The sequence below is a fragment of the uncultured Parabacteroides sp. genome (assembly GCF_905196875.1).
In the GTDB taxonomy this organism is placed as follows: Bacteria; Bacteroidota; Bacteroidia; order Bacteroidales; family Tannerellaceae; genus Parabacteroides.
In genome coordinates this window covers 12,360-33,471 of sequence record NZ_CAJJWO010000019.1, presented here as the reverse complement: position 1 = coordinate 33,471, position 21,112 = coordinate 12,360, and the positions used below count along the sequence as shown (strand labels likewise).

Below are 21,112 nucleotides of genomic sequence, written 5' to 3'. Positions count from 1 at the left end.
CACGGTTTTAAAAAATTGTATCATACCCACTGAGAATAGCGTAGAATGAGATAAATACGGGAATTAATGCAACCGGAACGGACAGACGTTCTCTTGGGGAAGGAGTACTTTTGATCAACGAAATTGGAAAACACGACAAGTAACCTTTTTATTTACTATCATGAGTACACAACATTCTAATACAGGAATCGGAACAAAAGTTCAGCTATGTTTGATGATGTTTCTTCAGTACATGCTGAGTGCCGTCTGGTGGGTGCCGCTGGCAGCCTATCTTTCACACACGCTCAAGCTGGAAGTGTATCAGGTTTCCTTAGTATTAAGTGCAATGGCTATCGGGGCAATGGGCTCTTCGTTTATCGGAGCGATTGCCGACCGCTACTTTGCCGCAGAAAAGATATTGGCAGTTTTGAATATTTTCACGGGAGTCTTCCTGCTGCTGGCCGCCCAGCAGCAGGATTTTCCTCCTCTGATGTTCTTTGTCGTAATGGCTATGCTTTGCCACATGCCGACACAGAGTCTGACAAGTACGATCGCTATGAGCCATGCTCCGTCCGAGCAGTTCCCGCGTATACGTATGTTCGGTTCGGTAGGCTGGGTGGCTTCCGGTATTTTTAGTATCGTAGCGATCCACCTGATGGGTATGGAGGCGTTCGACGATACGAACCTGCCGATGTATTGCGGTGCCGGCGTTTCTTTCGTAGCGGCTTTTGTCAACCTGACGCTTCCGCATACTCCGCCTTCCGTGGCGAAAAGTTCGAAGATATCGGTGATGGATATAACCGGATTTTCCGCCTTCTCGCTGATGAAAGATAAGAATTACCGGGTGTTTATGATCCTTACGTTCCTTTCGATCATCCCGTTTACCCTGTATCATGTATATGGTTCCATGATCCTGGCCGACGAACAGGTTCGTAATATAACGGTGACGATGAACTTCGGCCAGCTGGCTGAAATGTTCTTCCTGGTTATCACTACAACGATCCTTGTGAAGTCGGGGATCAAGAACACGCTGATCTTTGGTATGGTAGCCATGTTGGTTCGTTACGGGGCCTTCTTTTTCGGTGCCGAAACCGGACAGCAATGGTTCTATTATATCGGGATTATCGTACATGGACTGATCTTCGGGTTGTTCTATGTGGGCGGACAGGTGTATACGGATAATGTTGCTCCGAAGGAGATGAAAGCACAGGCACAGGGGTTGCTTTTCTTCCTGGTCTGGGGCGTCGGCTTCCTGATCGGAACGTTATGGAACGGATGGCTGATCGGATTTTTCCGGGATGGTGACAAATGCGACTGGCCGGTATTATTCCTGATTTCTTCGGTTTGCACGGCAGTGCTGCTATTCCTGTTCATCTTCCTGTTCAAGCCGGTGAGCCTGAAGACGACAGATAAATAATACGCATTTAATTCTCAAGACTATATATATTTTTTACGCCAAACATGAAAAAGGGGATGACGAGGGTCATCCCTTTTTTAGTATCCGGATGGCAGTAATCAACCGGAAAGAACCGTTTTCTGTGTTTCTTAACATATATCTTCCGGTGACATACTGTCACTTCAAATTCCTATCTTTGGCTCATTGGCTGTATGAAACGCTTACAGTCTGTCAAACAATTAAATCTGAAATAGTATGAGACCGGAAGATTACATCACCCGTGAGGGGAAGTTTGGTGCACACAACTATCATCCCCTGCCTGTCGTTCTCGAGAAAGGAGAAGGCGTATTTGTTTGGGACGTGGAAGGCAAACGTTACTTTGATTTCCTGTCCGGTTATTCCGCCCTGAGCCAGGGGCATTGCCATCCTAAAATCATCCAGGCATTGACCGACCAGGCGCAGAAGCTGACGCTGGTGTCGCGCGCTTTCCATTCGGACATTTTGGGCGAATACATGGAGTTTACCTGCAAGTTCTTTGGCTACGACAAATTGCTGCCGATGAATACCGGGGCAGAGGCAGTCGAAACCGCCCTCAAACTGGCGCGCCGCTGGGGGTATCGTATCAAAGGCATCGCTTCCGAACGTGCTAAGATCGTTGTTTGCAGCGAGAATTTCCACGGACGTACAATCACGATCATTTCGATGAGTACCGATCCGAGTTCGTATGAAGACTTCGGGCCATACACTCCCGGCTTTATCAAAGTACAATATAATAATGTAGACGCATTGGCTGAGGCATTGAAAGACCCGGATGTTGTAGGCTTCCTGATAGAGCCGATCCAGGGAGAGGCCGGTGTAGTAGTGCCCGACGACGGTTATCTCCGCCGCTGTTACGACCTCTGCAAACAACATAATGTCCTGTTCATTGCCGATGAGATACAGACGGGCATCGGACGCACCGGGAAACTGCTGGCCTGCGATTACGAGAATGTTCATCCCGATATATTGATATTGGGTAAAGCCCTCTCCGGTGGTGTCACTCCTGTCTCTGCCGTACTGGCAAACGATGAGATTATGCTGACGATTGCGCCGGGCGAACATGGCTCTACGTATGGCGGAAATCCGTTGGCTGCTGCTGTCGGTATTGCTGCCCTCGAAGTAGTGAGGGACGAGAAACTTTCGGAGAATGCCTTTGCCATGGGTGAGTTGTTCCGCAGTGAGATGGAAAGGATCGATAATCCGATGATTAAGCAGGTGAGAGGAAAAGGGCTTCTGAATGCCGTAGTCACTGAGCCGCATGACGGGAAGGTTGCCTGGGACATCTGTCTGGCCCTGAAGGAAAACGGACTGATTGCCAAGCCGACACACGATCATATCATCCGCTTCACTCCGCCACTCATTATCACTCATGATCAGATGATGGAGGCGATAGCTATTATAAAGGAAACGTTTGCGCAATTTTAAACGGACAGTATGAAGATTAATGTAATAGGAGTCCCCCTCAACCTCGGTTGCGACCGGGAAGGCGTAGAACGTGCCCCGAACCATCTGCGTGAGCGGGGATTGATGAATTTGATTCGTAAGAACGGGCATCGTGCTTTCGACCTTGGGAATCTGTATGTTCCTCCCGTTTCCGAAACGGATAAATTTGCCAGGGGCAAGAGCATGAAGTATCTGGACGCTATCGTCGAGGTGAATAATAATCTGGCAGAGCTGGTGTATGATACCTTACGTGGCGGGGCATTCCCGCTTGTTATCGGTGGCGATCATTCACTTGGTCTGGGAAGTGCTTCCGGTGTAGGGAAATGTTTCGACGATTTCGGAATCATCTGGTTGGATGCGCATGGCGATATCAACACGAATGAAACATCCCCCAGCGGGAATATCCACGGAATGCCATTGAGTGCTCTGATGGGGATGGGAAGCGAAGAACTTGTCAATATCTATGCTCCCGGCAATAAGGTGAATCCGCAGAATGTGTTCCTCGTTGGAACCCGCAGCCTGGATGAAGGCGAACAGGCTCTTATCGACCGGGAGCACCTGAGTGTTTACACCATGGATACCATCCATCTGAAGGGAATCAATTTCGTGGCCGAAGATATCAAGCGGAAGCTGAAGGAAAGGAAAATACGTAATGTCCATTTCAGTATCGATGTGGACAGTCTCGATCCGCGGTTTGCTCCGGGTACAGGTACGCGAGTGAGCGAAGGACTGACTCCGGAAGAGTTTAAAAATTTTGTCGAACATATGTTGTCGACAAACTTGATAAAGTCAATGGATTTGGTCGAACTGAATCCCGATTTGGATACGAATGATCTGACAACCAATCTCTGTCTGGATATTATCGATTATATAACAGCCAAACTATAATAAAGCTCCGGGCTCCAGTTTTTTTATATACGGTTGTCGTATACGCTCGCATACGGCAACCGTATAAAAAGTTACTCTTCCTGTCCTCCCCCTAATGCATGATAAAGGTTGATAACCCCTTGTATCTCATCGAAACGATCGGCAACCAGCGAGAGTTCCGCCTGCAACAGACCTTGCTGGGCAGTCAGTACCTCCAAATAAGTGGTGTTTCCGTGTTGCATCAGTAACCGGGTGCTTTTTACGGCCTTTTGTAAGGCTGTAATCTGTTGATCGGCCAGTTGGATGCGTCCGCGTGCCGTCTGCCATTGTGTCAAAGCGTTGTTTACTTCGCTTCCGGCATTTAATAGGCTTTGCTGGAAAGCCAGGGAAGCTTCTTCCTGTTGTGCCTTGGCTATTTTCAACTGGGCGATGTTGGCTCCTTTGTTGAATAGCGGTTGTGTCACCGAGCCTATCGCCTGCAACAGCCAGCCGCCCGGATTGGTGATGATCCCCGTTCCGTTATTGGTCCATCCGGTTACACCGCTCAGGGTGATGTTCGGGTAGAAGGCACTACGTGCACCGTTGGTAGTATAGAATGCCTGTGCCAGCGAGTATTCGGCTTGTCTTACATCCGGGCGGTTGCTTAGCAGCGAAAGCGGGACTCCGACAGACAATGTCCGGGGAAACTCCTGTCGGTCGATGTTGCCTCTTTCTATCCGGCCTGGAACTTCTCCGAGCAGGTTCGACAGGCTGTTCTCTACCTCGTTGATCTGCTGGCGCAAGGTCAGGAGGGAGGCTTCCACACTCAGGCAGTTGGCTTCCGACTGGGAAACGGCTGCTTCATTCGTCAGTCCCGCCTTTTTTAATGCATACATCGCCTGCACATTCTCTTTCCAAAGAGAGGCCGTCCGTTCACTGATGACAAACTGTTTGTCGAGCAATAATAAAGTGTAATAGGAATTGGCTATAGTGGCTATTAGCTGTGTCTGGACGGCCTGTTTGTATGACTTGGTTTGTTCGAGGGCTGCCTGTGCGCTTCGTTTTGCATTGGTCAACCGACCGAATATATCGATTTCCCAACTGGCAGAGGCGGCCAGCTGATAACTCTTGGCGGCTTTCGAACCGTCGAAGCTGCTGATCGTACCTTGCGGGGTCAGGTTCAATGCCGGAAGGTAAGCCAGACGTGAAGTCATCAGGGCGGCTTCGGCCTCCTGTACCCTCAAATGGGCGGTGCGCATGTCGGTGTTATTTTCCAATCCCTTATCGATCAGAACTTGCAGCTGCGGGTCGGAGAACAAATCCCGCCAATCGAGGTTGCCGATACTGGTGGTATCTGTAGCCGGCGTATCCTCCCTGAACAGGTTATCGGGAACGGAGGTCTCCGGTTTATAGGATTTGTAAATGCCGCACCCACTCAGTAACGAGAGGGTGGCGACGGATAATAGAATGATATTATTTTTCATCTGATTGATTTCCTTTCTTTTTACTTTCGAGATATTCATTCCGCTCGGCAGTTACTTCTACTACTTCTTCCTGTATCTGCCAGTCACGTGCCGGTTCGAACTGTATCGGACGTACTTTCTCTTGTAGATACTGGAATACGATGAACAGGGAAGGCACGACGAACAGCAGCGCCAGTGTACCGATCAACATACCGCCGACGGCACCTGTACCTAACGAACTGTTACCGTTTGCACCTACGCCGGTCGCTACCACCAGCGGCAGCAGACCGAAAATCATCGTTAATGCCGTCATGAGGATCGGACGGAGACGTACTTTGGCGGCAGACAGTGCGGCAGATGTCAGGCTCATACCAGCGGCGCGGCGTTCGGCGGCATATTCAGTCAGCAGGATGGCTGTCTTAGCCAACAGGCCGATCAGCATGATCAAACCGGTTTGCAGATAAATGTTATTCTCCAGCCCCATGATCTTGGCGAACAGGAAGCTACCCATCAGGCCGAACGGTACGGAAAGGATCACAGCAAACGGGACCAGGAAGCTTTCATAGAGCGCACTCAGGATCAGGTAGATCATCAGGATACAGATCACAAAAATTACAGTTGTCGTATTGCTTTCCTGGTTCTCTTCGCGGGTGATACCGGCAAAGTCGTAGCCATAACCTCTCGGCAGACTGGTTGCCGCTACTTCCTTCACGGCATTGATCGCATCACCGGAACTGTAACCTGGTGCAGGCATGGCGTTTACCCCGATCGAGTTGTACATATTGAAGCGGCTCAATGATTCGGCACCGTATACCTTTGTCAGGTTGACGAACTGGCTTAACGGAGCCATTTCGCCGTTAGCCATACGTACGAAGGTATTATCCAGTGAGGATTCATCCAGACGATAATTGGGCGAAGCCTGTATCATTACTTTATATACTTTCGAGAAACGGTTGAAATTGGATACATACTGTCCTCCGTAATAACCGGACAAGGTGCTCAGTACGGCATCCGGAGTGATACCGGCACGCTTACATTTAGCTGCATCTACCGTCACTTCCCATTGCGGGTAGTTGATGGAGAAGGTTGAATAGGCGGCTGCAATTTCCGGGCGTTCGCGCAAGGCTCCCAGGTATTGTTGTGTCGTATTGAAGAAATCAGTCAGATCGCCTCCCTTTTTATCCTGCATATACATTTCCAATGCGTTACCCATACCGTAACCGGGAATCATACCCGGCGACATGGCGAAGATAGTCGCATCCTTGATATCGGCAGTCCGTCCGTACACCTGGTTGATAACCGATTGTACGTGGTCTTCCTTATCTGTACGTTCATCCCACGGTTTCAATTTGATGATGAACATACCGAATGAGTTCCCTTGTCCGGAGATCAGCCCATAGCCGGATACTTTATTGTATTCCTTTATCTGCGGCAGGTCTTTGATACGGTTTTCTATGTTGGTCATGACGTCGTTGGTCGTTGCCAGCGAGTTACCGGCTGCCGTTGTTACGTTGACAAACAATACACCCTGGTCTTCGTCAGGCACCAGACTGGTCTTTGTCGTTTTCATCAGGAAAAACAGCAGAACAATCGAGCAAGCCAGCATCGACCACATCAGCCATCTGCGTTTGATAAAGAAGAGTACGCCTTTCTTGTATTTCGCGATTAGGACGTCGAAAGCTGTATTGAATGCTTTACGGAAGCGAGAGGCGAAATTGTTCTTTTGCGTACCGTCTTCGTTTATATACGGCTTCAGGATTAGTGCGCATAATGCCGGACTCAGCGTCAATGCATTGATCGCCGAGATACCTACGGCAACCGCCATAGTCAGACCGAACTGTGTATAGAATGTACCGGAAGTTCCGCTTATAAACGATACTGGAATGAACACAGCCATAAACACCAGTGAAGAAGAGATAATGGCGGCACTGATCCCGTTCATGGCATCCATACTCGCCATGTACGAAGATTTATACCCGACGTCGAACCGGGCCTGTACCGCCTCGACGACGACAATGGCATCATCGACCACCGTACCGATTACGAGAACAAGTGCAAACAAAGTAATCAGGTTGATACTGAATCCGGCAATCGACATGAAAGCGAATGTACCGATCAGAGACACGATGATACCGACCAACGGGATCAGTGTCGAACGGATATCCTGCAGGAAAATGTATACCACCAGGATAACCAGCAAGATCGCTTCGATCAATGTCTTTACCACCTCGTGGATGGAGGCGAATAGGAAGTCGTTCGAACTCATCATCTGTACGATCTCAACACCTTTCGGCAGGTCTTTGCGTGCTTCATCGAGGAAAGCGTCGATTTGCTGGTTTACCTCGGTTGCGTTGGAACCGGCTGTCTGGAATACCATACAGGAAACGCCGACATGCCCGGTCAGCTCACCGATGTAGGAGTAGTTTTCACGTCCCAGTTCTATTTCAGCTATATCTTTCAGCATCAGTACTTCGCCGTCTTCGGTCGAACGGATCACGATATCTCCGAATTCTTCCGGCTGTATCAAACGGCCTTTGTACTTCATCGTATATTGGTAGGTCTCCGTAGAGTTCTCGCCGAATGCACCGGTTGCCGATTCTATATTCTGTTCGGCCAGTACGGCAGTCACGTCTGAAGGGATGAGGTTATATTGCGCCATCACATCCGGCTTCATCCAGACACGCATACTGTAATCGCCACCCATTACCATTAGCTCTCCAACGCCTGAGATACGGAGGATTTCCGGCTTCAGGTTAATGCTCAGGTAATTGGCCAGGAAACTTTCATCGTATGAATCGTCAGGGCTGTATATCGAGAAGATCTGTAGCATACTGGTCTGACGCTTGGTGGTTGTGACCCCTACTTGTGTCACTTCTGCCGGCAACTGCCCGGTGGCTTTGGATACACGGTTTTGTACGTTGACGGTTGCCATATCCGGATCTGTCCCCTGTTTGAAGTAGACCATAATGGATACGGTACCTGCATTGGTCGCCGTAGATGTCATATAGGTCATATCTTCTACACCGTTGATGGCTTCTTCCAACGGGGCGATTACACTCTTTTGAAGGGTTTCCGCACTGGCACCGAAGTAGGTTGTACTCACCATAACGGTAGGTGGGGCAATATCGGGATATTGTTCGACGGGCAGACTGGTCAGCCCGATAATGCCCATAAATACTATCACGATAGAGATAACGGCTGATAGTACCGGGCGTTCTATAAAGGTTCTTAATTTCATATTCCGTTCTTCCTATTATTGTTTAACTTGGATCGGAGTTCCTTCGCGCAGCAAACCTACGCCTTCGGCAACGATCACGTCACCGGCTTTCAGACCTTCATTCACGATGTATTCCTGTCCGCCGTTCACACGGGTTATATTCACCGGGGTGGATGTCGCTTTGCCGTCTACCACCTTGTAAGCATATACTTTATCCTGTATTTCGAAAGTGGCTGTTTGTGGGATCACGATACTGCCCGATTTCTCGGTAGAGAGAATAATATTACCGGAGCTGCCGCTGTAAAGGATTTCTTCTTCGTTCGGGAATACGGCGCGTAGACTGACAGTCCCTGTGTTGCGATCGATGACTCCACTGATCGTTTCTACTTTTCCTTTTGCCGGATAAACGGATTTATCATTTAGTTGCAATTCGACTTCCGGCATCATTTCCAAAGCTTTCTGCTTGGAGCCGTATTGGCGGGTGAGAGCCAGCAGTTGATTTTCTGTAAGGGAAAAGTAGACATACATGTTCGAATTATCTGAAACGGTTGTCAGCGGTTTAGGAGAATTGGCACTGACCAACGCTCCGACACGGTAGGGAAGTGTTCCGACTACTCCGTTGGACGGGCTTTTTACCTCTGTGTATGAAAGGTTGTTGTGTGCGTTCAGTTCCAGCGCTTTCATCTGTGCCAGTTGAGCCTTGGCACTGAGCCAGGCGTTTTCAGCAGTTTGCAGGTCGAAAGCTGATACTACATTTTGTGCATGCAGTTCTTTTTTACTGTCGAACGTCAGTTTTGCCGTGTTCAGTGCAGCCTGTGCCGCTTCTACATTGGCAATTGCTGTTTGCAGTGCCGCCTGGTAAGGGACCTGGTCGATGACAAACAATAGTTGGCCTTTTCGTACGGCCTGTCCTTCTTCTACGCATAATTGGGTGATGAATCCTGATACCTGGGGATAGATGTCGATATCCTGCCGTCCGCGTATGGTGGCGGAATAAAGGCTACTCAGGGTTTTGTCGGTTGTAGATACTTTCAGTACTTTGTACTCGTTGTTTACCATCATGGCGGGTTGTTCCTTACATGAGCTGGCAACAAGGCAAAGAAGCCCTACCCCGATGCCGCTCAGGCATCGGACAATTAAATTTGTCTTCATTTCTTCGTAATTGTTTTATTTATATCCCGGCAGCGGATTGTTCCAAAATCAAAACATCAATAGGGTGATATTCAAATGGGAATAGTTTGTTACTCTTTGATATTTACTGCCTTAACTAATAACCGGTGCAAATGTCCGACTTTTCGCCCGATAGCGTGTGGTTGAAAATTGAATATTGTTGTTCCAAAATTGAACAGGATCGGTTTAAGATATATTTGTTATCTTTGCCGACTCACAAAAGGTATTCATGGAACAATCTGTATTACAACTCAGTATTGAGGATTTGCTGCGCTATAATTTGATTTTTAAGTCCTATCAGGATAAGTTGATCATTTCTATGATAAATGGCGAAGGTCATGAAAATCCGGGATTTAAGGAAGGTGTTTCCATTCGCTTGGATGCATTTTCTATTTTTCTGGTGCGTCAGGGTAAGATAGAGATTACCATTGATGATTTTACCTATTATCTGGCGGATAATGTGCTGCTGGATATTATGGATATGCATGCGGTAAAGGATTTCCGTTTATCTTCGGATTTCAGAGGATACCATCTGATTATCGAAAGGAACCTGTTTGCCGAAATCATGCTGAACAGTCGCCGTATGCCCGCCGCTTATATCGCTTCGCGTCATAGCCGCCCGATTCAGAAACTGAATGAAGAAGAAGGCGCCCTGCTGGAAAATTGTTTGTTGCGAATCGAACGGAACATGGAACGTACCGATCATGCCTGGCAACGGGATATCGTCTTGAACGAACTACGAGGCTTTCTGCTGGAAATGAATAATATCATTTACCAGGCCAATCGGGGAAAAGTAAGCCCGAACCCGCCCAGCAAAGATGTGCTTCTGTTTCTTTTCATCCAATTGCTGAATAAACATTGCCGTACGGAACACTCCGTCTCTTTCTATGCCGGCGAACTCTGTATCACCCCTGAATACCTGTCGCGTATAATGAAAAGTTTCAGTGGAAAAACTGTCAACCAATGGATCAGCGAGGCCTTGATGCGTGAAGCAGAAATGACTTTGCGTAACCCGGAACTGACTATTCAGCAAGTTGCCGATATGCTGAACTTCTCCGATCAGTCGTCGTTTGGGAAGTTCTTTAAGAAGCATCGGGGAATGTCACCTTTGGCTTTCAAAAAACAGTTTGTAAGGGAGTAGAACCGGACTGATTGGTTTCTACGGCTATTCTCCCATGAGAAATACATGCAGATCGCTAAATAAACGGGTTGTATTTATAGAAAACGACTTGTTTCTCTTTGAGTGATTTTTTCACATCGATCAATCGCTGATTACTGCTGCCACGGAACAGAAGACTTTCGTCGCGGAGGGCTTGTTTGAATTTTCCGTCTACCAGGACATCGATGTATTGGAGCAAGGCTGCCTGTTTAGGGTTTTCCAATAATTTCTCGAACTGATATCCGGTGTAACACCAGATATTCTTTTGGCTTTTCTCTTTGATCGCACGCGCCAGTTCTGTGAAACCTTCGGGTTGATACATCGGATCGCCGCCACTGAAAGTAACGTCGGCAAACTCGTCTTCGAGCACCTTTTCCAGAATATCTTCGGTCGGAGTGGGGCGTCCTTTCTTTATATCCCACGATTCCGGATTATGGCAGCCCGGGCACTGGTTCGGACAACCAGCAGCGTAGATTGCAGTCCGGAAGCCCGGACCATCTACTGTTGTATCTTCAATAATGTCAATAATAGATAACATTGTTTTTAACTATTCGAATTCGATATTTGACAGATTAATAATTATCAGCATCTTTTGTCCCTATCATCATCAGGACATTTTGACATATCTTCTATGATTCTTTTGTCATACCTGGGTGTAAATAAATTTAGACGTACCTCTAAATGAATTTACACCTACCTCTAAATCGATTTAGACGTACTTCTAAATAAAAAGACATCAGGTACGTTTTCCCAATAGTTCAGCTATTCTAATTATGAATAATACGATCATTCAACTCTGCCAACTTGGCATTATTCCAACGGTCAGTAGTGCCGACCAGGTAACCGGTGATGCGCTGTAGTTTATCCAGGTGTTGGCTACCGCATTTCGGGCAGGTTTCCAGGTTGGTATCAGCATTTTCGTAGCCGCAATCCAAGCAACGGTTGCGGTTATGGTTTACCGAGCCGTAACCGATATTATATTTATCCATCATATCGACCACTTTCATGATTACTTCCGGATTATGGGTTGCATCGCCGTCTATTTCGACATAGAAAATATGACCGCCACCGGTCAATGCGTGGTAAGGCGCTTCGACTTCTGCCTTATGGCGGGCGCTGCATTTGTAATATACCGGAACATGGTTGGAGTTCGTATAATAGTCGCGGTCGCAGATACCGGGTAACGGGCCGAATTTCTTACGGTCTCTTCCTGTGAATTTGCCGGAAAGACCTTCAGCCGGAGTTGCCAGCACGCTGTAATTATGCTGATATTGCTCCGAAAACTTATTTACACGGTCGCGCATATAAGTTACGATCTTCAAACCTAATTCCTGTGAGTCTGCATCTTCACCATGATGTTTACCGGTAAGGGCGACCAGGCATTCTGCCAGCCCAATAAATCCGATACCCAATGTGCCCTGGTTGATAACCGGAGCGATCGTGTCTGTCGGTTTCAGCTTTTCGCTACCCAGCCAGAGTGAAGACATCAGCAGCGGGAACTGTTTTGCATACGCCGTTTTCTGGAACTCCATACGTTCGTGCAGCTGACGGGCTGTTATTTCCAGCATTTCGTCCAGTTTGGCAAAGAAACGGGCAATACGTACATCCTTATCTTCAATATCCATACATTCGATAGCCAGTCGTACGATGTTGATGGTAGAGAAAGACAGGTTTCCGCGTCCGATAGATGTTTTCGGCCCGAAACGGTTTTCGAATACACGCGTGCGGCATCCCATCGTTGCCACTTCGTGCATATAACGCTGCGGATCATTGGCTTTCCAATCCTCATGCTGGTTGAAAGTTGCATCCAGATTCAGGAAGTTCGGAAAAAAACGGCGTGCCGATACTTTGCAGGATAATACATACAGGTCATAGTTCCGGTCTTCCGGCAGATAGCTTACGCCCCGTTTCTTTTTCCATATCTGGATCGGGAAAATAGCCGTTTCGCCGTTACCGACACCGCGGTAGGTACTTTTCAATATTTCGCGGATGATGCAACGACCTTCCGCCGAAGTATCCGTACCGTAGTTGATGGAGCTGAATACCACCTGATTGCCGCCACGTGAGTGAATGGTATTCATATTATGGATAAAAGCTTCCATCGACTGGTGAACACGGCTGGCAGTTTTATTGATCGCGTGTTGTATGATCCGTTGGTCGCCTGTCAGACCATTCAGCGGACTGTTTACATAGTCGGCTATTTCTACCTGATAGAGATGTGAATAATCGGCTCCGTTCAACTCTTCAAGCGTTTTTAGCTCTTCAATAAAGCTGTTGCGCACGTAAGGAGCCAGATAGAAGTCAAAAGCCGGAATCGCTTGTCCGCCGTGCATTTCATTCTGGGCAGTTTCCAATGAGATACATCCCAGGATGCTGGCCGTTTCGATACGTTTGGCCGGGCGCGATTCGCCATGTCCGGCGGAGAAGCCGTATTTTAGAATGCGATCCAGCGGATGCTGTACGCAGGTCAGGCTCTTGGTCGGGTAATAATCCTTATCATGGATATGGAGGTAATTGTTGGAAATAGCTTCCTTCACCTCTTCACTTAACAGATAGTCGTCGACAAACGGTTTGGTTGTTTCGCTGGAGAATTTCATCATCATACCTGCGGGGGTATCTGCGTTCATATTCGCGTTCTCGCGGGTAATGTCGTTTGATTTGATGTTGATGATTTCCAGGAACATGTCACGCGTTTTTGCTTTGCGGGCAACACTGCGCTGATTGCGGTAGGCAATATATTTTTGTGCTACGTCTTTGCGGCTGCTGTTCATCAGTTCCAGTTCGACTGCATCCTGAATCGCTTCCACTGTCATTTGTGGTTCCCCTTTGAATGAAATGTGGTCGACGATCTGGCGAATTAGCTGCAAATCGTCTCCTATTTCTGTGTGTAGCATGGCTTTTCTGATTGCCGTCACGATTTTCTCCTCATTAAATCCGACGATACGACCATCCCGTTTGATAACTGTCTGAATCATGATAATTGTATTGGTATATTACGTTTTATTTCTTCACAAAGGTAAAGTCATTTGTGATATGGTTTTCTTTTTGGGAAACTTTTAACCAGTTAAAATATGTCAATCGGTTGATTGCCAGGTGTTGTATTTGCAAAAATGGAAAACTTTATTATTTGCAAGAACAATAAAGTTTTCCGTTTTGATTTTTGTATCAGAGGTGTAATGTGAAAATTATCAATAGCTTATGTTATTGTCCAGCACCTCCCATTATATCCAGCAATTCGTTGGTGATGGCCTGCTGGCGGGTTTTGTTGTATTGCAAGGTCAGTTCCTGGATCAGGTCGTTGGCATTGTCGTTGGCCGTCTGCATGGCGAGCATGCGGGCGGCATGTTCGGCTGTTGCATTGTCGAGCATTGTCGTGTAGATATGCAAATGGAGTACTTTCGGCAGCAGTAGCGCCAACAGATGTTCGGACGACGGCTCCAGGATGTAATTGGCCGAGAAGCTCTCCGGATCTCTCTCCGGCAGGGTGACGGGCAGGAATATCTTTTCGGTCAAAATCTGCTCTGCCATGTTCTTGAAATGATGGTAAAGCAGTTCCACCCGGTCGGCTTCTCCCGAAGTATAAAGCGTCATTAGCGCGGTAGCCAGTTGGCTGGCATCCTCGTATTTCAGCTTGTCTGCGATCAGCAGAAAACTGTCGTCTGTCTGATAACCGGCTTTATACAGTTCGTCGGCTACCTTTTTGCCGACAGGGTAAAGGCGTACAGCTATACCATCCGCCTCATACCGGTGAAGGCGGGCGGACAACTCTTTCCATATGTTGGCATTGAAAGCGCCGCACAGACCTGTACTGGACGAAAAGGCAACGATAGCCACCTGCTTCACCTTCCGCTGTGCCGTATAAGGTGAATTAAGATCGCTTTCGGCGGCCAGGACACCGTTCAACAGGACGCTAAGCTTACTTTCGTATGCGAGCATATGTTCGACAATCGTCTGCGTATGATGCAGTTTGGCGGAAGAAACCATCTTCATGGCGGAGGTGATCTTCTGCGTATTCCTGATCGACGCAAGACGGATTTTTATCTCTTTCAGTGATGCCATAATCTCCTTTCTATATTCAACCTGCTTTGTATGCTCCGCTTACCTGGTGAGCCGTTTCTTCCAGTACGCGGGTTATTTCGTCGTTTATCACTCCCGATTTCAACACGTCGAGGACATCCCGCTGATGGTTGGTAATCAATGTCTGAAGATATGCTTTTTCAAAGTCATGCACTTTGTCGAGCGGTACTTCCTTCAGCAGTCCTTTTGTTCCGCAATAGAGGATCGCGATCTGAAGTTCCACGGGCATCGGGCTGTACTGGGGTTGTATCAACAGTCGGCTATTCTTCTGTCCTTTATCGATCGTAAAGGCAGTTACCGCATCCATTTCGCCGCCGAATTTAGTGAACGATTCGAGCTCGCGGAACTGCGCCTGATCGATTTTCAGCGTACCGGCCACTTTCTTCATCGCCTTCAACTGGGCGTTGCCACCTACACGGGATACCGAGATACCTACGTTGATAGCCGGGCGGTTCCCCTGGTTGAACAGGTCGGTTTCGAGGAATATCTGTCCGTCGGTGATAGAGATCACGTTGGTCGGGATATAAGCCGATACGTCGCCCGCCTGCGTTTCGATAATCGGCAGGGCTGTCAGCGAGCCGCCTCCTTTTACCAGTTCTTTCATGCTTTCCGGCAGGTCGTTCATTTCGCGGGCTACTTCCTGTTGGTTGATGATCTTGGCCGCACGTTCCAGCAAACGGGAGTGCAGGTAGAAGATATCGCCCGGATAAGCCTCTCGACCCGAAGGACGACGAAGGATCAGGGATACTTCGCGGTAGGCAACCGCCTGTTTCGACAAGTCATCGTAGACCACCAGGGCATGACGTCCGCTGTCGCGGAAATATTCGCCGATAGCCGCTCCGGCAAAAGGAGCGAAATATTGCATAGCAGCCGGGTCGGAAGCGGTGGCACTGACAACGATCGTGTAGTCCATAGCCCCTTTCTCCTGAAGCGTATTGACCAAAGAGGCTACGGTGGAACCTTTCTGTCCGATCGCTACATAGATGCAGTAAACGGGATTGCCCGCTTCGTAATTGCTGCGCTGGTTGATAATGGCGTCGATGGCGATGGAAGTCTTACCGGTCTGGCGGTCGCCGATGATTAGCTCGCGCTGTCCGCGTCCGATTGGGATCATGGCGTCTACGGCTTTGATTCCTGTCTGCAACGGTTCGTTGACCGGCTGGCGGAAAATGACGCCCGGCGCTTTCCGCTCCAGCGGCATCTGGTATTTTTTACCTGTGATCTCGCCTTTGCCGTCGATCGGGTTACCCAGCGGGTCGATCACACGACCGACCATGTTTTCGCTTACGTTGATGGAAGCGATGCGGCGGGTACGTTTCACTGTGTCGCCTTCCTTTACTTGGTCGGTCGGGCCGAGCAATACGGCACCCACATTGTCTTCTTCCAGGTTCATGACGATGGCTTCCATGCCGTTGTCGAAAGCCAGCAGTTCGTTGGCTTCGGCATTATCCAGTCCATAGATGCGTGCAACCCCGTCGCTTACCTGAAGCACGGTACCCACTTCTTCCAGATGGATGCTGGTGTTGATACCTTCCAGTTGTTCGCGTAATATGGCGGAAACTTCACTTACTTTTATCTGGTCTGTCATACGTTTTTCTTTTTTAATTTCTTTCGATCAGCTTGTTTTTTATCTCCCGGAGCTGTCTGGAGTAGCTGGCGTCGATTCGGATGTTGCCGATCCGGAGTACAAATCCCCCGATCAGTTCCGGCCGGAGCACTCCCGTAAACTCGATGGTGTTGCCGGTTTCTTCCTGCAACCGTCTCTTCAGATGCTCCTGGGTCGCTTCGTCTACCGGCACCGGTGTCTTAAACAATACCCGCGTGATCTTTTTATCCTTCCGGTACATGTGGATATAGATGTGTGTCATGAGCAGAAGCAGGCTCTCTCTTTTGTGCTGCAATACCAGGCGGATAAAGCGGGTGAACAACTCGCTTACTTCCAGGCCGGCGGCGGTAGTCAGCAACTTTACTTTCTCTTCTGGGGGAAAGATCGGGTTGTCGAGCACTGCTTTCAGTCCCGGTTCCTGTTCGAAACTGGTGGCCAGCATCTTCATATCATCATATACCCGTGTCTCCTGCTTTTTCTCCTTTGCAAGTGAAAAGAGCGCTTTGACGTAGCGGGAAGAGATTGTACCTACATCCATATATTATGATTTACTAAACGATACACTGTCGAGCAGCCCGTTGATGATCTTTTCCTGTTCATCGCTGCGGCTGATTTTCTCTTTCATTACTTTCTCTGCAATGGCGACAGACAGATCGGCGATCTCGGTACGGACTTCGCGGATCGCTTTCTCCTTTTCTTCCCGTATATGCCGGGTTGCCTCTTCTACCTGCAGATGTGCGTTGGCTGAAGCTTTCTTATGTGCTTCGCTGATGATCTGTTCTTTTTCAACCAGGGCTTGTTTCAGGATCTCGTTCTGCTGCTCTCTTGCCTGGGCAAGGATCTTTTCGCTTTCGGCCTGTATGCCGGTAAGCTGTTCGTTTGCCTGACGGGCCGACTCGAGGGATTGATCGATGTATTCTTTCCGTTGTTCCACCGCCTTGATAATGACCGGGAACCCGTATTTGGAAAGAATGGCAAAGACAATTCCGAAAGAAAGGATCATCCAGAATAAAAGCCCTGCGTCTGGTGTGAGCAATGACATAGTTTACTTTTATTTTATTGGAATAACCCTAAGAAACATACCACGATCGCAAACAGGGCAACCCCTTCTACCAACGCACCCATGATAAGCATGGAAGTACGGATATCGCCGGCTGCCGACGGTTGACGGCTGATTCCTTCAACTGCACCTTTTCCGATAAGTCCGATACCGATACCTGCACCGATAGCTGCTAATCCTGCTCCGACTGTTGCACCTAGTTTAGCTATGCCTGCACCGGCTGCTGCTTGTAATAAAATTGCTGATAACATAGTTTTTAATCTTTTAATTAGTAACCTTCTTTTAATAATTATGTTTGTTTACTCTCTTACTTTAGCCAGTCCGATATAATTGGCCGACAGCAGGGTGAATATGTAGGCCTGCAGACATGCCACCAATAATTCGAGACAGTTCATAAACACGGTGAACAGTACTGAAACGACTGTCATCGTCCCGTTTATGGCTACCCCCATCGAGGCGGTGATGAATATCAGGCAAGTCAGTGCCAGGATGATCGTATGTCCGGCCATGATATTGGCAAACAGACGGATCATCAGGGCGAATGGCTTGGTGAGTATGCCGAAAAACTCCACGAATGGCATGATCGGCAACGGTAGTTTAAGGAAAATAGGGGCGTGGGGCCAGAATATTTCCCTCCAGTATGCCTTGGTGGCAAACAGGTTCACTGCCAGGAATGTGCATAAGGCCAATACGGCTGTAATAGTAATGTTGCCGGTGATATTGGCTCCTCCCGGGAAGATCGGAATAATACCGATCAGGTTGTTGATCAGAATAAAGAAGAAAACGGTCAGCAGATAGGAAGAGAAAGGCTTGTATTCCTTGCCGATACCTTCTTTCACTACTCCTTCATGTATGAACATGACAGCCATTTCCATCAATCCGGTGAAGCCTCCGGGGGCTTGGTTGGGGTGCTTCTTATACCAGCGGGCAGTCCGCAGCACGATGAAAAGCAGTAACCCGCAACTGAGTAACAGCCCGCATACGTTTTTGGTAAGCGACAGATCCCAGGGTTTTACTTCTTCGCCTCTGCTGTTTTTTTCGACCACCTTTCCTGCATGTTCGCCTTCACCGGCAATGTAATAGTTGTGATGCACATTACCGTGGTGCAGGTGCGAGGAGAGGAACAGGTCCCATCCGCGTTCTTCGCTTTTCAGCAGGACGGGCAGCGGGATGGAAATCTCTTTTCCGTTCCACTCCGTGATATGCCATGTATAGGCGTCCTTGATGTGGGAGAATACGATATCCTGCACGTCTACTCCGCCTTGCTTATCCTCCGTGGAGGCATTTACCGGAATGCTGATGCAAGCCAGTAATAAGAAGGTAAACCAAAACAGGCAGTTATTTTTTATTCTGTTCATCTTTTTCTCTTTTCTCACTTTTCATTCTTTTTTTCTCAAACAGATACAATGAATATGTCTCCAGTACGAGATAAATGAAATAGAACAACATCATCGTGAAGCCGAAGGCTTTCAGGTTCTGACCGACCAAAGCGGCATAAAGCCACAGGAAAACCAGGGCGAGTGTGAATTTGCACAGGCGGACAACCATATAAGTAACGACCGTAACGTCTCCGCGTTTCCGTTTTACATGATCCAGAAAGTAGATCATCAACATACTGCTTAACCAGTAGAATATCGGTATCGACGGATACCATTCGTAATAATGCGAAGGCCAGATGGTGTATAGTAAGCCTCCCAGTGCGACGCCGATAACTACATTGATAAAGGTTGTCAGCCCCATTAGCTTCATTCTTAATCTACCGCTCATGATCGTATAATTTATTCGATGCATACGGACAGGATATCGTTTTTTATTTCAACGAATCCGCTCTGTATCTTTATTTCTTGTTGTTCTTCCTTTTCTTTTGTCTGATACCGGATAACACCTTCTTCCAGTGCGGCTATCATGGAGGCGTGATGAGGCAATACGTCGAACGATCCGGCGATACCCGGAAAAGAGACGTAATCTGTTTCGCCTTTGAATAAGATGCCCGCCGGGGATATGATTTCCAGTTCCATACGTTATTAATTTGCTTGTTCTGCCAGTTTCTTTCCTTTTTCAATCACATCTTCGATCGTTCCGACATTCAGGAAGGCCTGTTCGGGGATATCGTCTGTTTCTCCGTCCATAATCATGTTGAACCCGCGGATGGTGTCTTCGATAGAGACCATTACACCCGGTACGCCGGTGAACTGTTCCGCCACGGCGAAAGGCTGCGACAGGAAACGTTGTACGCGGCGGGCACGGTTTACGGTCTGCCGATCTTCGTCCGAAAGTTCTTCCATACCCAGGATAGAGATAATATCCTGCAATTCCTTGTTGCGCTGAAGGATCTGTTTCACGCGCTGTGCCGTTTCGTAATGCTCTTTCCCCACTACCAGCGGATCGAGAATTCGCGAAGTCGATTCCAGCGGGTCGACAGCCGGATAGATACCCAGCTCGGTGATCTTACGGCTCAACACAGTGGTGGCATCCAGGTGTGTAAAAGTGGTTGCCGGTGCCGGGTCGGTCAAGTCGTCGGCCGGTACGTAAACTGCCTGAACTGAGGTGATAGATCCTTTCTTGGTCGAAGTAATACGTTCCTGCATAGCTCCCATCTCGGTTGCCAGTGTCGGTTGGTAGCCAACGGCCGAAGGCATACGTCCCAACAGGGCGGATACTTCGGAACCTGCCTGGGTGAAACGGAATATATTATCGATAAAGAACAGGATGTCGCGCGTTTCTCCTTCGGGTGCCAGGTCGCGGAACGACTCGGCGATGGTCAGTCCGGACAGGGCTACCGACGAACGGGCGCCCGGCGGTTCGTTCATCTGCCCGAACACCAGCGTTGCCTGCGATTTAGCCAGTTCCTCATGATCTATCTTCGACAGATCCCAATGTCCGGCTTCCATACTTTCTTTAAATTCTTTGCCGTAACGGATTACGTTCGACTGTATCATCTCACGCAACAGGTCGTTCCCTTCGCGGGTACGTTCGCCTACGCCGGCAAACACGGAAAAACCGTTGTTCTTTTTAGCGATGTTGTTGATAAGTTCCATGATAAGAACCGTCTTACCGACTCCGGCTCCTCCGAAAAGTCCGATCTTTCCCCCTTTGGAATAAGGTTCCAGCAGGTCGATCACTTTTATACCTGTGTAAAGAACATCTTTACTGGTTGTTAAGTCTTCGAACTTCGGTGGTTCGCGGTGGATAGGGAGAGCTCCTTTTTTATCCAGTTCTTCCATCCCGTCGATCGAATTACCGGTGACATTCATCAAACGCCCTTTTACCTGATCGCCGACCGGCATGGTAATGGGCGAGCCGCATGAAACGGCTTCCATTCCTCTCTGCAATCCGTCTGTCGTGTCCATTGCGACTGTACGGACTGTGTTTTCCCCGATGTGTTGTTGTACTTCTACGATCAGTACTTTTCCATTGGAGCGGGTTATCTCCATGGCGTCATGGATACGGGGAAGTGCAATTTTTACCTCTTTTTCATTATCGAAGTGAATATCCACTACCGGCCCGATAACCTGCGAAACATAACCTTTTGTTTCTCCCATACGTTTCTAATTAACCTTTTCAATCTGTTTTCAAGGTTGCAATATTACGAAAACAACCCGCCGGAATTCAGAACATATTACTTTTTGGGCTTTTTTGCATTTAGTTAAACTTTAA

18 protein-coding genes are annotated in these 21,112 nt (G+C 48.3%); 4 read left to right on the top strand and 14 right to left on the bottom strand.

Features of this window, described 5'->3' with window-relative positions:
* Positions 1 to 160: 160 nt before the first annotated feature.
* From QZ076_RS08790 to rocF, 3 genes are all read left to right on the top strand, one after another.
* Positions 161 to 1,396, top strand: coding sequence for an MFS transporter (locus QZ076_RS08790; protein WP_293712545.1), 1,236 nt, complete (start codon positions 161 to 163; stop codon positions 1,394 to 1,396).
* A 234-nt stretch (positions 1,397 to 1,630) separates the two neighbouring features.
* Complete coding sequence (gene rocD / locus QZ076_RS08785; protein ID WP_293712544.1) at positions 1,631 to 2,839, top strand: ornithine--oxo-acid transaminase; 1,209 nt, start codon at positions 1,631 to 1,633, stop codon at positions 2,837 to 2,839.
* 9 nt (positions 2,840 to 2,848) lie between these two features.
* Positions 2,849 to 3,745, top strand: coding sequence for an arginase (gene rocF / locus QZ076_RS08780; protein WP_293712543.1), 897 nt, complete (start codon positions 2,849 to 2,851; stop codon positions 3,743 to 3,745).
* Positions 3,746 to 3,816: 71 nt separating this feature from the next.
* On the opposite strand, the gene QZ076_RS08775 is transcribed toward rocF, so the two are convergent.
* From QZ076_RS08775 to QZ076_RS08765, 3 genes are read right to left on the bottom strand one after another with little or no spacing between them, the layout of a single operon-like run.
* Complete coding sequence (locus tag QZ076_RS08775; RefSeq protein WP_293712542.1) at positions 3,817 to 5,187, bottom strand: TolC family protein; 1,371 nt, start codon at positions 5,185 to 5,187, stop codon at positions 3,817 to 3,819.
* Positions 5,177 to 8,404 carry an efflux RND transporter permease subunit gene (locus QZ076_RS08770; RefSeq protein WP_293712541.1) on the bottom strand — a complete coding sequence of 1,076 codons (3,228 nt, stop codon included), beginning with the start codon at positions 8,402 to 8,404 and terminating at the stop codon, positions 5,177 to 5,179. The genes QZ076_RS08775 and QZ076_RS08770 overlap by 11 nt, the downstream gene beginning before the upstream one ends.
* A 15-nt stretch (positions 8,405 to 8,419) precedes the next feature.
* On the bottom strand, positions 8,420 to 9,535 hold the full coding sequence (locus QZ076_RS08765) for an efflux RND transporter periplasmic adaptor subunit (protein WP_293712540.1): 1,116 nt from the start codon (positions 9,533 to 9,535) through the stop codon (positions 8,420 to 8,422).
* A 247-nt stretch (positions 9,536 to 9,782) separates the two neighbouring features.
* On the opposite strand from QZ076_RS08765, the gene QZ076_RS08760 reads away from it, so the two are divergent.
* The gene (locus QZ076_RS08760) at positions 9,783 to 10,694 is read left to right on the top strand and encodes a helix-turn-helix domain-containing protein (protein WP_293712539.1); all 912 of its coding nucleotides are present in this window, start codon (positions 9,783 to 9,785) and stop codon (positions 10,692 to 10,694) included.
* Positions 10,695 to 10,749: 55 nt separating this feature from the next.
* On the opposite strand, the gene nrdG is transcribed toward QZ076_RS08760, so the two are convergent.
* From nrdG to atpD, 11 genes are all read right to left on the bottom strand, one after another.
* Positions 10,750 to 11,250, bottom strand: coding sequence for an anaerobic ribonucleoside-triphosphate reductase activating protein (nrdG, locus tag QZ076_RS08755; protein WP_293712538.1), 501 nt, complete (start codon positions 11,248 to 11,250; stop codon positions 10,750 to 10,752).
* A gap of 229 nt (positions 11,251 to 11,479) precedes the next feature.
* The gene (locus tag QZ076_RS08750; RefSeq protein ID WP_293712537.1) at positions 11,480 to 13,687 is read right to left on the bottom strand and encodes an anaerobic ribonucleoside triphosphate reductase; all 2,208 of its coding nucleotides are present in this window, start codon (positions 13,685 to 13,687) and stop codon (positions 11,480 to 11,482) included.
* Between the two features lie 226 nt (positions 13,688 to 13,913).
* Complete coding sequence (locus QZ076_RS08745; protein WP_293712536.1) at positions 13,914 to 14,771, bottom strand: F0F1 ATP synthase subunit gamma; 858 nt, start codon at positions 14,769 to 14,771, stop codon at positions 13,914 to 13,916.
* A 16-nt stretch (positions 14,772 to 14,787) separates the two neighbouring features.
* The gene (atpA, locus tag QZ076_RS08740; protein ID WP_293712535.1) at positions 14,788 to 16,377 is read right to left on the bottom strand and encodes a F0F1 ATP synthase subunit alpha; all 1,590 of its coding nucleotides are present in this window, start codon (positions 16,375 to 16,377) and stop codon (positions 14,788 to 14,790) included.
* A gap of 13 nt (positions 16,378 to 16,390) precedes the next feature.
* Positions 16,391 to 16,933: a F0F1 ATP synthase subunit delta gene (locus QZ076_RS08735; protein WP_293712534.1), complete on the bottom strand. Its 543-nt coding sequence runs from the start codon at positions 16,931 to 16,933 to the stop codon at positions 16,391 to 16,393.
* A gap of 3 nt (positions 16,934 to 16,936) precedes the next feature.
* Positions 16,937 to 17,437 (bottom strand): F0F1 ATP synthase subunit B, encoded by a 501-nt coding sequence (gene atpF / locus QZ076_RS08730; protein WP_293712533.1) that lies wholly within the window; start codon positions 17,435 to 17,437, stop codon positions 16,937 to 16,939.
* Between the two features lie 14 nt (positions 17,438 to 17,451).
* Positions 17,452 to 17,706 (bottom strand): ATP synthase F0 subunit C, encoded by a 255-nt coding sequence (atpE, locus tag QZ076_RS08725; protein WP_007655657.1) that lies wholly within the window; start codon positions 17,704 to 17,706, stop codon positions 17,452 to 17,454.
* A 48-nt stretch (positions 17,707 to 17,754) separates the two neighbouring features.
* Complete coding sequence (gene atpB, locus QZ076_RS08720) at positions 17,755 to 18,813, bottom strand: F0F1 ATP synthase subunit A (RefSeq protein ID WP_293712532.1); 1,059 nt, start codon at positions 18,811 to 18,813, stop codon at positions 17,755 to 17,757.
* Positions 18,794 to 19,222, bottom strand: coding sequence for a hypothetical protein (locus QZ076_RS08715; protein WP_293712531.1), 429 nt, complete (start codon positions 19,220 to 19,222; stop codon positions 18,794 to 18,796). The genes atpB and QZ076_RS08715 overlap by 20 nt, the downstream gene beginning before the upstream one ends.
* Before the next feature lie 11 nt (positions 19,223 to 19,233).
* Complete coding sequence (locus QZ076_RS08710) at positions 19,234 to 19,473, bottom strand: hypothetical protein (protein ID WP_293712530.1); 240 nt, start codon at positions 19,471 to 19,473, stop codon at positions 19,234 to 19,236.
* A gap of 6 nt (positions 19,474 to 19,479) precedes the next feature.
* The gene (atpD, locus tag QZ076_RS08705) at positions 19,480 to 20,997 is read right to left on the bottom strand and encodes a F0F1 ATP synthase subunit beta (RefSeq protein ID WP_293712529.1); all 1,518 of its coding nucleotides are present in this window, start codon (positions 20,995 to 20,997) and stop codon (positions 19,480 to 19,482) included.
* Between the last annotated feature and the right edge of the window lie 115 nt (positions 20,998 to 21,112).